Source organism: Chryseobacterium sp. MEBOG06, assembly GCF_021869765.1.
Taxonomy (GTDB): Bacteria; Bacteroidota; Bacteroidia; order Flavobacteriales; family Weeksellaceae; genus Chryseobacterium.
The window spans coordinates 2,083,296-2,096,516 of the sequence record NZ_CP084580.1 but is presented as its reverse complement, the minus strand read 5'-3'; the positions used below and the strand labels follow the sequence as shown (position 1 = coordinate 2,096,516).

The following is a 13,221-nucleotide window of genomic DNA, read 5'->3' as shown; positions in this document are numbered from 1 at the left end:
TTCAATTTTATACAATTATGTTAAAACAATTATTTAGAACACTATTACTATTGTGTGCTGTAATCACTTTTACAGCATGTTCTTCCGACTCCAACGAGGCTCCGGAAGCACAAACGTCATTAAAACTGGAGGTTAAAGTAGTCCCTGAGAACATCCAGGTAAAAGAATATAAACACCTTACCATAAGTTTCAAAGAACTGAACACCGGTTTTACCACTACTAAAGAACTTAAAAATACGAATACACTACAGGTTTCTCTTCCTTCAGGAACGTATCATATCATTGCGGAAGGCAGTATTCTTTATACTGATAATTCAGGATCTATTGAAGCTAAAGTAGCGGGAGTACAGACAGCAATGGTGATCAATGGCAAAGAAATCAGCAAAACAATAGCTCTTTCTCTAAAGGCAGGAAGCAACACTGATCTGATTCTTGAAGAGGTGTTCTTTACCGGAACAAAAACACCACAGGGAGCGATGTATTTTGGAGATCAGTATTTTAAAATCACCAACAATACAGACCAGACTTTATATGCTGACGGAATGCTATTGATCCAATCCAGCTTTATGACCAGCGAAAAACAGGAATACAGCCCCAATATTATAGGAACCACCCTATCTGCCGGAGCCATTATCAGAATCCCTGGTACGGGAAACACTTATCCTGTAAAACCGGGTGAGTCTATTGTCATCGCAGAAGATGCTATTAACCATAAAGCATTTAACTCGTTATCTGTTGATCTTTCCCATGCTAACTTCCAGATTTTCAAAGAAGATTCCGAAGATATCGACAACCCTGCTGTTCCGAAAATGGTCAACGTTTTTGAAAAAATGGTGATTCACACCCAAGGATATTATGCGTATGCTTTAGCACGTATGCCTCAGGGAATGACTAATGAAGCATTGATCGCTCAGAACACCTATACTTATAATTACAATCTGAGTTTCGGAGGTGATGTATATCCTATGGACGGAACCGCTGTGAAAATTCCTAACGAATGGATTGTAGATGCTGTGAATCTAAGTGTACAGGATTCTTTCCAATGGCTGGTAACATCTCCTTCTCTGGATATGGGATGGACTTCTGTGACCTCATTTGACGGAGATAAAAACCGTTTCGGAAAAGCAGTACGCAGAAAAGTGACAGGACAGAACATGGAGGGCAGGAATATCTTTAAAGATACCAACAACTCCACAGTAGATTTTGATCATGGGGTAAAACCATCTTTATTTAACTAAAATGAAACATTTCCTTTCCATATCCACCCTGCTCATCTCATTATCAGGTATAAAACTTCAGGCTCAGGTGAATGACTCCATCATAGGGAAAATACGTGAGGAATACAGCTATGAAAGGCTTATTAAAAACAGTATAACTGCAAATCCAGCCAGCCGGCCGGGGGCAAGAAAATACAGCATTACCACTTTCAACGTTCTGACTGAAAACAGCAATACTCCCCAGCAAATACAGCAAAAAGGCAAAGGAAAAAACCTATGGGGAGCCGAAGCCCAAACTTTACAGATTATTGATGATAAAACTACGGTCTGGGGCGATGCTTCTTATACACAGGGAAAGAACAAGCGGATGGTATGGAACGAAAATGCTGATTATGATCTCATCTACCCTTATGTAGCAGCCGACAGTGTAGGTGGTGATATGAAGTTTGAAAGCTACCGTTTTTCAGGAGGTTATTCCAAAAAGATCAATGTATACACTATAGGAATAATGGGAAGTTATCATGCCACCCTCAGTTACAGGGATATAGATCCCCGCCCAAAGAATACGGCAGCAGATTTCTCTTTAGCACTGGGAGCTAATAAGCTGATGTTCAAAAAATTTAAAATAGGGATTTATCTGGATGCTGAAAAATACACTCAAAAGCATTATCTGAGCTTTGTCAGCAATCAGGGCTACCCTATGATCTATAATATGAGCGGACTTGGGAATTATAACGAACTGCTTTCAGGAAAACTTCGCCAGGCTTACTATGAAGGCTGGTCATATGGCGGAGGTCTACAGATCTTTGAAGCAGATCACAGAAACTGGTATCTCAATATTGGACTGAAAAAGTTTAATCTTGATAAACTGTTGACGGAATATTCGGATCTCAATGCCTCAAAAATTGATGAGCAGCAATTTACTTTCTCAGCAGGAAAGTTTTTTGATTCGGGTAAAATATTCTGGGGCATTTCAGCTGAAGGAAACAGCATAGAAAGAAAAGGAACAGAGAATCTGTTTCTAAATGAGAATTCCAGAAATTACATTCAGATAGGTAGTGCAGAAAAATACAATCACAAAATAAATAATATCACTTTCAGAGGGCTTGTACAGACAGGTAATGAAGCGTCAAAATTTTCTTTCGTTCCGTTCTTCGGCTGGATTCAGGAAAAAGAGAAATACAGCAGCCCAATATCAAGAATTGAATTAAGTAAGCTTATTTACGGTGCGGATTATCAATGGTTAAAAACTTTTTCATCCAGTCAGGCATTGTCTTTCTTATTAGGGGTTTCAGCAAATAAAGTATATCAGAAAGACCGTCAGTTCAATATATCCGCAAAACCATCTATCAATGATATGCTGCAGGAAAATTATGCTTTTCAGTCTTCAGATTTCTGGCGGGCAAAGCTTGATATTCATTTTCATTTCAGCTTCCCTGTTGTAAAGAACGCTTTTGCAGGAGGTAAAATAATGTACACTAATTTCAATAATGGCAGCAATGTTTTATTTGCAGCAACAATAGGAAGTATTTTTTAAATTTAAAAGCATCATGAAATTTTCAGATCTTAAATTGGTTGTCCTCCTCGGAGGCATTTGTGCCTTCTTTATGCAGCATACAATCCAAAAGTATAGTGTGGATTATGGAGAGGTAGCAGAACAGTATAAAAAACCAGTGAAATATTGGCCAGGGCCTTCAGTGGATGCAGATGTTGACTGGAAAGAATTTGAAGCCATAGAATGGGATTCCAATTATTATGATACACAGGAAATCCCAGAGGTAATATTAGGGAAAAAGCTTTTTTTTGACCCAAAACTTTCATCATCCAGCCAGGTTTCCTGCAGCAGTTGTCACAATCCTGAACTGGGTTGGGCAGACGGCCAGGAACTTGCTTTGGGTAATGATCATTTACAGGGAAAAAGAAATACACAATCTCTTTTCAATATTGCGGACAGAACATCCTATTTCTGGGACGGAAGAGCCAAAAGTCTCGAAGAACAGCTTGTAGGACCCATTTCTGCCCATAATGAAATGAATATGAAACCGGAAAAACTTGCCGGAAAGCTATCAAAGTACAAGGAGTACAGAGAGCTTTTCAAAGAGGTTTATCAGAAAGACAAAATTACATTCGATCAAATAGCCAGTGCATTAGCTGCTTTTCAAAAGACGATAAGGAGCCAGCCAAGTAAACTGGATAAGTTTATCAAAGGAGACTATAAAGCCATGAGCGATAAGGAAATTTACGGTATGCACTTATTCCGGACCAAAGCAAGATGTATGAACTGCCATTATGGAAAAAACCTGACGGATGAATCTTTCCACAATATAGGACTCACCTACTATAAACGCGAGTATGAAGATCTTGGTCTTTATCATATTACCGGAAAAGCAGATGATGTAGGAAAGTTCAAAACCCCATCTTTGAGAGATCTCACTTATACCGCTCCATGGATGCATAACGGACTGATGGATGATATGCATGGAATTGTAAGCCTTTATAATAGCGGGATGCAGATGATTAACCCTACTGCTGAAGAAAAGATGGCAGATCCCAATTTCCCGGTTACAGATCAGCGGATGAAACCGCTAAAGCTCAACGAACAGGAAATAGATGCTGTAGTTGCTTTTTTAAAGAGTATATCCGGAAGTTATTACAAAATGCCGCGTCCGGAAATTCCGCGGAAATAGCTTTATATTTCAAATTAATAAATAGTTGATATCATTAATTATAAAACCCCTTATTTAAACTGACAATTTAAATAAGGGGTTTTATTGTAAGGTCATTTAAATTGGTATAAAGATGATCTTAAAATTTAAAGCCAATACTTAGATATATCCTTGAAAAATCAAGTTGGTTATTTCTGGAAACATTAATACTGATAGGGCCTATGAGTGATTCATATCCGAGGTTCACTCCGTAGCCAAACATCTCAAAACTATCATTAAAAGGAGAAAACTCCTCACTCACTTTACCATAGCTGAAGGAAGGTGTAAGGTATAATCTTTTCATAATTCTATACTGAAGAGCCAGAGATGCCTTCGCCACAGAAGTCATAGGCAGCTCTTTCTGGCGGAGCCCGTTGAATTCAGGACTCAATAGGTCATAGTTATATTCGCTTCCTCCCAGATTATATTTCTGATTCAGAAAGAAATAAGGAATTTGATCTTCCCTTTTTGCACCAAAACTTGCTCCTATGAAAAGATTTGCTTTTGCCGCTAATCTTCTTGTAATTGGGTAGGCAAAATTTTCATTCAAAGTAAAAGAAACCAGATTTTTAGGCTGATAGTAATAAGGTTCCTTCGGATTCAGTATAGGATATAAAAGAGGCTGTACAGTTTCCAGATCATACAATTGATATTCATCCCCGTAATAGAACCTTGTGCTTAGCTGAAGATGATTCCCTTTGGTAAAGAAGTATCTTTTGTTGAGGTTATTCTGTTCAAACTTCAGAAAGGTATTAAAATTGCTGTGATTGTAAAGCTTTTTACTGTAATTATCTATCCTGGACTGATCTACTTTATCCAGCAAAGTATACATTCTTTCAGTACTGAATTCCGTTCCCACAGAGATAAAAGCGTTAGAGCTCACATTGTAGTTAAGAGCAATCTTCGCAGTAACATTTCTGTAAATATGGTTAGGAAATCGGTCACCACTATCTTCATTACCTACATCATAAAGTCGGAAATTCAAATCATTACTCTTAAGACTAACCATTTTAGCCTCCACATCAAACCATAAGCGCTCTCCACTGTTTAAAAACTGCTGGTAAGCTAATTTAGCTTTAAAACGCTCTGAAATATCCAATGTTGCCAGGAATCTCGACCTGTTTAAAAGAATATTCCGGTATGTATAGTTTACAATAATACCAACAGACTGTTCTGTATCATAATGCATCGCCAGTTTAAAAGCTCCTTTTTTAGCCCTTTTCACAAAAATATTCATGGCAAGAGCGTCACCTATATTGGTATACGTGTAATATACTTTTACATATTGGCGCATTCCAAATATTCTGTCTATTGCTTCATTAACGGTTTTCACATCATAATATCTGCCTTCTACCAGCCCCATTTGCCTTTTAAGGACTTCAATTTCTCCTTCATCTTTAATTGGAGTACCATCTTCTTCATTAAAAGTGAATTTCGTGGTAGGAAGCTTTACTTCTTCAATCATCTGATGGTCATATTTAATCCCCAGTTTCCGTTGGGCTTCTGCCAGTGCTACGAACTCCGGAAGATGCTTTCTGGCCTCTAATTCTCCAATTTTAATGATCTTCCTGTATTTGGCAAAATCCTTTGTGGTGATATCTCCCAGCGGGTCTACAAAGTCAACCAGAATATTGGACAGTCCTTTCTGATGTTTAAAATCTTCCACAGAACGTATAGCATGGGTCTGATAAATCATTTTCATCGGATTCTCAATTTCCTTTTTGGTGAAAAGACGAAAACCGGTATATCCTCCAATTACAAAATCTGCCCCCATCTCACGAACTTCATTGGCTGGATAATTTCTGTCCAATCCTCCATCTACAAGGAGCTTTCCATCAATATAAACAGGAGCAAAAGCTGCCGGAATTGCTAATGTAGAACGAATAGCCAACGGTAAAGATCCTTTTTTCTGCATGATTAATCCACCATTTTCAATATCGGAAGAAGTAAGCTGTATAGGAATCCTCAACTTACTGAAATCATTAATATGTTTGGTATTGAACGTAAGAGTATTAAGAACCTCTCCCATATACTGCCCTTCAATATACGAGCTGGGAAGAGTGGGAATTCCTTTTACTACAGGAAATTCAAGAATGTATTTGTCATACTCATCCTTTTCACTGATATTAACTTTGCTGTAAGGTATTTTGTTACTCAAAATCCTGTTCCAATCTACTTTATAGACCGTATGTTTCAGCTGGTCTGCATTGTAGCCCATCGCATACAGCCCGCCAAGAATACCTCCCATACTGGTTCCTGTAATGTAATCTACCCGAATCCCAAGAGAATCTATCATCTTCAAAATACCGATATGGGCAAAGCCCTTTGCTCCACCACCGCTGAGTGCAAGACCAAATTTAGTATCTTTAGTTACATTTTGAAGCGCAAGATCCAGAGAATCATTCCTTTGTTGAGACTTGCTGATAAAAGAAAAAATTATAGCTAAAAATAATAGGCTTTTTTTCATGTGTACTCCTTAGTTTGTTCCCTCCGAACTTTAAAATTTTACCGAGGGATAAAGATACATAAAAAATATACTGCTCTATTGACCATTTTCATGAACAAAATTCATAGGTTTTCACAGGAGAAAAAAGACAATCAAGACACTGGTTATCAGCATTAAAAACCACACCTTGTCATATTAAATATGTTTAATATGCTTTCACCGTTTCTACAAAATTAACATCCGGATTCAGGATCTCAAGAATAAGACTTTTGACCGATTTCATGGCATCATCAATATTTCCCTTATCAAACTGTAGAGAAACCATTCCTTTTTTAGCATCAGCAAAACTCCAGATCCCTGTTTCTATCGGAAATCCCCAAAATTCGGGAAGATGCTGCACTACATAATGATAAATACACAGCTGAAGCGCTTGCTTTCTCTCGCTGTTATGGAAGTATCCTTCTACATTTTCACTATCAATTTTTACAATAAGATTTTTAATTTTAGCAGTTTTATAATCAATAATTCTTAAAGTTCCATTCAGTTTATCAATTCTGTCGATAAATCCGAAGAAGGAAATTTTATCATTTCCCTCCAGATAAAATTCTACATCTTCAAACTTTCTTTCGATATCCACAATCTCCAGTTTATTACCGCCTCTTATCAGTTCAAGATCATGATTGAGAACATTTTCGATAACCTTCTTTGCAATGGCCTTATGGATATAATTCATCCCTTTTTCATAGAACTCAGGCTGATGCTTAAGCTTTTCTATAGCAATATTTATATACTGATCTATTGCTTTAACTGAATTTAATAAATCGCTTTCTTTTAAAACTTTACCCTTTAATACCTCATAAACTTCTTGAAGCGTATAATGGACCAGATTTCCATAATTTTTTACAGATAGCTCCTCTTCTATTTCATCCGTTTCTGAAGTTTTTAAAATTTTGGACAAATAAAAATCTATCGGATTATAGAGGTAACTTGTAAGGTGAGAAGCAGAGACCTTTTCCTTCCATTTCTGAAGACGTTCCTGTACAATCGGAGTTTTTGAAATTTCTACAGGCTTTGTAGCAATTGGCTCTGAGGAATTCTCAATAATCAGATGCTCTATCCGATGCGAGCTCTCCATTTCCAGCTGGGTAAGGAAACGGCTTTTCTCTCCGGTATTTACTCCTGAGCTTAATGCATTGTATAGCAAATGGACATTCTTTGCATCCTGAATCAGCCTGTAAAAATGGTACGCATAAATACTGTCATTTTCTAGGAATGTATGAAGGTCAAAGAACCTTCGGATATCGAATGGAATATAGGTATTCTGAGAGTTTCCAAGAGGCAGTTTACCCTCGTTCACAGAAAGCAGAATAACATTTTCAAAATTCAGAAGACGCGTTTCCAGCAATCCCATTATCTGTAGTCCGCGTAAAGGCTCTCCCTGGAAATCTATACTTTCAGAATTAATATGCTGATTGATCAGAATTTCAAGAGTTTCCATTCTGATTTCGATATTATACGGCGTCAGCTGATTTTTAATGATCCTGAATGCGTTTTCAAAGTGGGATACGTTCTCGTACTGAATATCATCTATTTCCAGCCATTTCACCTCCTGACAAAACTCAATAAGCCTATCCAGATAAGCCTGAGTACCCGCTGCTTTTTGAAGGAGCCCAAAGTAAGAAAGTCCGCTTAAAAGTTCTTCTAAAAGCTTTTTAGAGATGTAAACAATATTCCTCTCTTCTACTTTTGTTTTAAAATCATCAATAATCTTCTCATCTTCCACAGATTTGGGAAGCTCTTCCAAAATAGGGAAAATATCCCTGTAGTAGTACGATGATTTGTTTTTTTCCAGCTGTTTCTGCAGATAGAAAAGTCTTTTTACCGCATTGGAGAAAGAAAGGTTCTTCAGCGGAAACCCCATTGTAATATTAAGATTTTCCACCTCATGCATCACATCCAGACTCGCAGGAAGAAGATTTTCATCCAGCAGTACTACCGCTGTATTGGAATAGGTCTTATTAGTAATTTCTTTGAATATCTCAGGGAGAACCTTCGTTTGGGTCACATTTCCGGAGACTTCATATACTTTGATGTTCTTTGGCTGGCTAAAATCATCTTCAATCCATTGAAAAGCTCTGTTGTCATCAAATTCTTTCCATGTTTTATGGTTTCTGAGAAACTTTCCGGCTTCCTGTCTTTCATCATCAAAATAATAACGGTCTGCCTGAAAAAAGCACTGTGCTTTATTCCATTGCAAAAGACTTCTTACCAGTTTTTCCTCCACCGGAGTAAAGGCGTTAAAACCACAAAAAACAAAATGATCGGAAGTGTTCTTCGCAAAATCTCCAATTTGAATTTTAGCCGTCTCATGGATCATTCCTGAGGTTGCCCAGTTCTTCTCCTGTAATCTATGTTTTAATTCCGGAAGAAAAACATTCATATTCTGCCAGAAATTAAGGAATTTCTTTCTTGGAACATCATCATCCTCACCCAGGTCCTGAGCCCATTCTTTGATCCTTTCTTCATCAAACATATACTGCAGAACAGCCTGGTCGCTGTCTGAGAATTTCAGGATATCATCCCAGTCCTTCTGCAAAGTCGGAAACCACTTCAGGAAATCCGAAAAATTATCTCTGGGGATAAGATTCAGACTCCGGTATACATCAAACGAAAAAAGCCAGAGCGGAATTCCCTGTATGACCTGTTTATCTGCAATGGTATTGATAAGCTCCTCAATCGTAAAAAAATTGGGAAGAAGTCCGGAGTAGTTATTTTCCTCAAGGATTTGTCTTATAAACACAATAGGACGTTTACCCGGCAGGATAATGTTAAACACAGAAAGATCCGTATTTTGTGCCAGCAGTTCGTGAATGATCTTATTAAGGAATTTCAAAGGGATTGATAGCTTTTTAAGTTTTCTAATTCTTCAGAAATAGAGGCATTATACTCTGCCTGCTTTTCTTTATCTATGCCATGACGCGTATCTCTGTCATATGCAATCTGAAATTTTTTATACTCAATGGAGAATTCATCATAAATAGTTTTAAAATATTTATGATAATCTGCTGAATTTCTGATTTTCTCTGCAACAGTTTTTCTGAATTTTCTTACAAACAGCTCAGCAATATCAAAATGCTTCTGCTCATGCAGCAAAACATAGTCATTGATTTTGGTGGTATCTTTCCAGGATTTTTCTTCATTGAAGACTGTTTTCAGCTCTATGGTAACTGGTAACTTCGGATTGCCGGATTTAACGACGGATAATTCCCAGCCACAGTTGGTATGGGCCACAACATTTGCGTTAGTTTTCCTGCTGACAGGACTTTTAAAATTATCCCACATTAGCTTTTTGCCTTCTTTCCAGATAATTGTCTGTCCAAATGCAACAGGGGCAGCAAGTAAACACAATATAAAAGTCAATTTCATTATTCTACCACAATAGTTTTGCTGATCCAGTTTTTACCACCGTTCCAGAATCTGAAAGTATAACTTCCTTTTTTTTGCGGGCTGAAGTTGATCTGGCTGGCACCTGTGTAGCTTTCTTTTTTACATGGTCCGCTTGTTGTATATTTATAAGCCGTAACGGTTCTTTCAAGATTATTATTGTAAATATAATCATATCCGTAAAAGCCCTCACAGTGCGTTGGATAGGTGGAATAGGTTTTTATGCTTTGTATTGCAAAAACAGACATAGTATCGTTAACAATTTTCACGCTGTCTATTTTGATTTTACCAATAGTTTCAACCGTTTCATAATCATCATCATTACACGATACGAGAAACAGGCCGAACAATAATGCTGAAAATCCAAGATTTAAAAAATTCTTCATAACCTTCAATTTTTTGATTATTAACAAATATTTAGCAAAAATTATTCCCCAATCATAAAAAATCAGGAACTAAAATTACCTTTTGATACGTAAACTACTTTTTTAGTATCAAAAAATTCTCCATCAAAATAGTGTTTAAGGCTGAAAATCTCACATTTAAGTCCTGCAAGTTCTTCCGCGAGATCACCACCTTTTAAATATAAAATCCCGTTATGTTTAGGATTAAACTGTTCTTTTTCAAATTTCCCTTTCAGCCATCTCAAAAATTCCGGCATCTGGGTAACTGCTCTGCTTACTACAAAGTGGAACTTATCTTTTAATTTCTCTGCTCTTCCATGGACGGCAGTAACGTTTTTTAATCCCACTCCTTCTGCAACAGCATTTACCACGTTGATTTTCTTGCCAATAGAATCGATCAGGGTGAATTCTGAATCAGGAAACAAAATGGCTAAAGGAATTCCGGGAAAACCTCCTCCGGTTCCAATATCCAGTACTTTAGTTCCCGGAGCAAATTCCATCACTTTGGCAATTCCCAAAGAATGCAGTATATGCTTTTCATACAGCGATTCCATATCTTTTCTGGAAATTACGTTGATCTTCTCATTCCATTCATTGTACAAAGTCTCAAGCTGTTCAAACTGTTTCAACTGTGTTTCTGTAAGATCCGGAAAGTATTTTAATAGTAACGATGTAGACATGTGAATTATTATAGTCTGCAAAAATAAGTTTTTATTGGCTTTATTCAAATTTTAACCGTAGTTATATTCAAAAATAAAGCTGTCCCAGGCTTTTCTATGTTTAATTTTGCTCAATAGGATTATTACTCTTCATAAGGCGTTTTGCCATTTCCGCGTCTATATTTCCTTTGCCTGACTTTTTAAGCTCATTCATATTAAACCGGGTGATGTAGCCATCTTTCAACTGTATTCCCATTGTTCCTGCTTTTGAGTCCATATTAAGGCTTTCAATATCATCAGGACCAAAAGTATAACCAGCGATAAGCTTTTTGTACTCGCCATCTTTCATTTTCTTGCTGCTTTTCGGTAAAAGATCAAACATTGACTTTATTTTTTTAACCTGAATCAAACTGAATGAATGGTTATTTTCAATATCATTCACCTTTACAACAAGCCCCGGAAGACCGCTGAATTTATATGGGCCATCACTGATCGGATAATCTTTACTGAACCACGCCTGCCACTTTCTGCCTCTATAATCTGCTATTGCTTTCTGGCAGTTCATACCATTTATCTCTATAAATTCTTTTTGTACTTTCCACTTGGGAATATCATGATCTTCAATCACAAGATTGATGCCTTTAAAATTATCATACAGATTCAGTTTTTTACCGGAATATTCTTTTTCAATGGTATAATTCAGATTCCTATCGTAGCTTTTATTTTTAAGCAGAGCTGAATAGTTTCTGTCCAGACGATATACAGAATCTCTTTCATACTTCACTGCATTATAAAAATAGGATTTTTTCCCGTCAGAATCAAGATTCATATAGTCGGTAACTACAGAATCCTTTTTTGTGATATCCGGTTTCATTTTATATTCATAGACAAAACGGTAATTCTGGGCTGAAAAAAGGGATATAGATAATAAAAAAATGGTTTTGAGTACTTTCTTCATGGATTAAGTTTTTGCTAAAATAGAATTAAATTAATTAAAACAATCAAAAGAAATCATTATTATTCCAAATACGGTGATTTGATAGAAACCTGATAAATATCTTCAAAGTAGCTTTCTTTTTATTCCTCCCGCAAAACGTTTTTATTATATATTTGTTAAAAATCAAAAAAGCATACATGGATAAACTTTCAGATAGAGTAAAAAGATTAGGATACTCACAGACTTTTGTAATGTCTAACAAGGCCAGAGAAATGAAAGCCAGCGGAATAGACGTGATCAGCCTTACTCTCGGTGAGCCGGATTTCGATGTTCCAGACAATATCAAACAGGCCGCTTTTGATGCCATCAACGAAAATTACAGCCACTACTCTCCTGTTCCCGGATTTTTGGAACTGCGTGAGGCTATTGCCCATAAACTAAAAAGAGACAATCAATTAGAATATAAACCTACTCAGATCTGCGTTTCCAATGGTGCTAAGCAGGCCATTATCAATGTTCTGGCAGCCATTATCAATGACGGGGATGAAGTTTTGCTTCCAGCTCCTTATTGGGTAAGCTATGACGAAATGGTAAAAATGATGGGCGGAAATTCTGTAATACTTCCTACATCTTATGTAACAGATTTTAAAGTTACGGCAGAACAACTGGAAGAAGCCATCACAGATAAGACCAAAGCCATACTTTTCAGTTCCCCATGTAATCCTTCAGGAGGATATTATACTTATGAAGAGTTGAAGTCTATTGCAAAAGTGGTTGCTAAATACCCCAATATCACGATCATCTCGGATGAGATCTATGAATATATCAATTACGAAACAAAGACAACTTCTATAGCACAGTTTCCTGAAGTATACGAGCAGACTGCCGTGATCAACGGAATGTCAAAAGCTTTTGCAATGACAGGATGGAGAATCGGGTATTCAGCATGCCCTGAATGGCTGGCAAAAGCATGTGAAAAAGTACAGGGGCAAATGACGAGCGGAGCCAACACTGTAGCACAGAGAGCCTCCATCACTGCATTAAAAACAGATCCATCTGAATACAAATACATGATTGACGCTTTCAAAAAGAGAAGAGATCTGGTTTATGAACTGATTAAAGAGATTCCCGGATTCAAAGTATTACTTCCCAAAGCGGCTTTCTACTTCTTCCCGGATATTTCACATTATATCGGTAAAAATTTAAACGGAACTCAAATCAATAATTCAGATGACTTTGCGATGTTCATTTTAGAAAATGCCCACGTAGGTTGTGTAGGAGGATTTTCTTTCGGAAGCCCGGAATGTATCAGATTTTCATACGCTGCTTCTGAAGAAGATTTAAGAGAAGCAATGAAAAGAATAAAAGAATTATTAGAACAATTCAACTAAGAATTAAATAAAAATAAA

At 36.9% G+C, this 13,221-nt stretch carries 10 protein-coding genes; 4 read left to right on the top strand and 6 right to left on the bottom strand.

What is annotated here, in order from left to right; translation table 11 throughout:
- The first annotated feature begins 17 nt into the window (after positions 1 to 17).
- Genes LF887_RS09640 through LF887_RS09630 form a run of 3 tightly spaced genes read left to right on the top strand, consistent with a single transcriptional unit; the run spans position 18 to position 3,904 of the window.
- The gene (locus LF887_RS09640) at positions 18 to 1,238 is read left to right on the top strand and encodes a DUF4876 domain-containing protein (RefSeq protein WP_236858967.1); all 1,221 of its coding nucleotides are present in this window, start codon (positions 18 to 20) and stop codon (positions 1,236 to 1,238) included.
- 1 nt (position 1,239) lies between these two features.
- A complete protein-coding gene (locus LF887_RS09635) occupies positions 1,240 to 2,754 on the top strand; it encodes a DUF6850 family outer membrane beta-barrel protein (RefSeq protein ID WP_236858965.1) in 1,515 nt (504 codons plus the stop codon).
- A 13-nt stretch (positions 2,755 to 2,767) separates the two neighbouring features.
- Positions 2,768 to 3,904: a cytochrome-c peroxidase gene (locus LF887_RS09630; RefSeq protein WP_236858962.1), complete on the top strand. Its 1,137-nt coding sequence runs from the start codon at positions 2,768 to 2,770 to the stop codon at positions 3,902 to 3,904.
- A gap of 118 nt (positions 3,905 to 4,022) precedes the next feature.
- On the opposite strand, the gene LF887_RS09625 is transcribed toward LF887_RS09630, so the two are convergent.
- The 6 genes from LF887_RS09625 to LF887_RS09600 all read right to left on the bottom strand — a co-directional run bounded on the left by LF887_RS09625 (position 4,023) and on the right by LF887_RS09600 (position 11,833).
- Positions 4,023 to 6,389, bottom strand: coding sequence for a patatin-like phospholipase family protein (locus LF887_RS09625; protein WP_236858960.1), 2,367 nt, complete (start codon positions 6,387 to 6,389; stop codon positions 4,023 to 4,025).
- A 184-nt stretch (positions 6,390 to 6,573) separates the two neighbouring features.
- The gene (locus tag LF887_RS09620) at positions 6,574 to 9,261 is read right to left on the bottom strand and encodes a PD-(D/E)XK nuclease family protein (protein ID WP_236858958.1); all 2,688 of its coding nucleotides are present in this window, start codon (positions 9,259 to 9,261) and stop codon (positions 6,574 to 6,576) included.
- Complete coding sequence (locus LF887_RS09615; RefSeq protein ID WP_236858956.1) at positions 9,258 to 9,794, bottom strand: DUF922 domain-containing Zn-dependent protease; 537 nt, start codon at positions 9,792 to 9,794, stop codon at positions 9,258 to 9,260. The genes LF887_RS09620 and LF887_RS09615 overlap by 4 nt, the downstream gene beginning before the upstream one ends.
- Positions 9,794 to 10,198, bottom strand: a complete 405-nt coding sequence (locus LF887_RS09610; RefSeq protein ID WP_236858953.1) for a hypothetical protein — start codon at positions 10,196 to 10,198, stop codon at positions 9,794 to 9,796. Before LF887_RS09610 ends, LF887_RS09615 begins: the two co-directional genes overlap by 1 nt.
- A gap of 62 nt (positions 10,199 to 10,260) precedes the next feature.
- Positions 10,261 to 10,896: a 16S rRNA (guanine(527)-N(7))-methyltransferase RsmG gene (gene rsmG, locus LF887_RS09605; RefSeq protein WP_236858951.1), complete on the bottom strand. Its 636-nt coding sequence runs from the start codon at positions 10,894 to 10,896 to the stop codon at positions 10,261 to 10,263.
- 100 nt (positions 10,897 to 10,996) lie between these two features.
- Positions 10,997 to 11,833: a GLPGLI family protein gene (locus tag LF887_RS09600; RefSeq protein ID WP_236858949.1), complete on the bottom strand. Its 837-nt coding sequence runs from the start codon at positions 11,831 to 11,833 to the stop codon at positions 10,997 to 10,999.
- Between the two features lie 176 nt (positions 11,834 to 12,009).
- Between LF887_RS09600 and LF887_RS09595 the strand changes: the two genes are divergently transcribed.
- The gene (locus LF887_RS09595; RefSeq protein ID WP_236858947.1) at positions 12,010 to 13,203 is read left to right on the top strand and encodes a pyridoxal phosphate-dependent aminotransferase; all 1,194 of its coding nucleotides are present in this window, start codon (positions 12,010 to 12,012) and stop codon (positions 13,201 to 13,203) included.
- Positions 13,204 to 13,221 lie beyond the last annotated feature (18 nt).

Bases quoted from the DNA above. Each gene is read 5' to 3' on its own strand.
- LF887_RS09640 (WP_236858967.1), top strand. From the start codon at position 18: ATGTTAAAACAATTATTTAGAACACTATTACTATTGTGTGCTGTAATC.
- LF887_RS09635 (WP_236858965.1), top strand. From the start codon at position 1,240: ATGAAACATTTCCTTTCCATATCCACCCTGCTCATCTCATTATCAGGT.
- LF887_RS09630 (WP_236858962.1), top strand. From the start codon at position 2,768: ATGAAATTTTCAGATCTTAAATTGGTTGTCCTCCTCGGAGGCATTTGT.
- LF887_RS09625 (WP_236858960.1), bottom strand. From the start codon at position 6,389: ATGAAAAAAAGCCTATTATTTTTAGCTATAATTTTTTCTTTTATCAGC.
- LF887_RS09615 (WP_236858956.1), bottom strand. From the start codon at position 9,794: ATGAAATTGACTTTTATATTGTGTTTACTTGCTGCCCCTGTTGCATTT.
- LF887_RS09610 (WP_236858953.1), bottom strand. From the start codon at position 10,198: ATGAAGAATTTTTTAAATCTTGGATTTTCAGCATTATTGTTCGGCCTG.
- rsmG (WP_236858951.1), bottom strand. From the start codon at position 10,896: ATGTCTACATCGTTACTATTAAAATACTTTCCGGATCTTACAGAAACA.
- LF887_RS09600 (WP_236858949.1), bottom strand. From the start codon at position 11,833: ATGAAGAAAGTACTCAAAACCATTTTTTTATTATCTATATCCCTTTTT.
- LF887_RS09595 (WP_236858947.1), top strand. From the start codon at position 12,010: ATGGATAAACTTTCAGATAGAGTAAAAAGATTAGGATACTCACAGACT.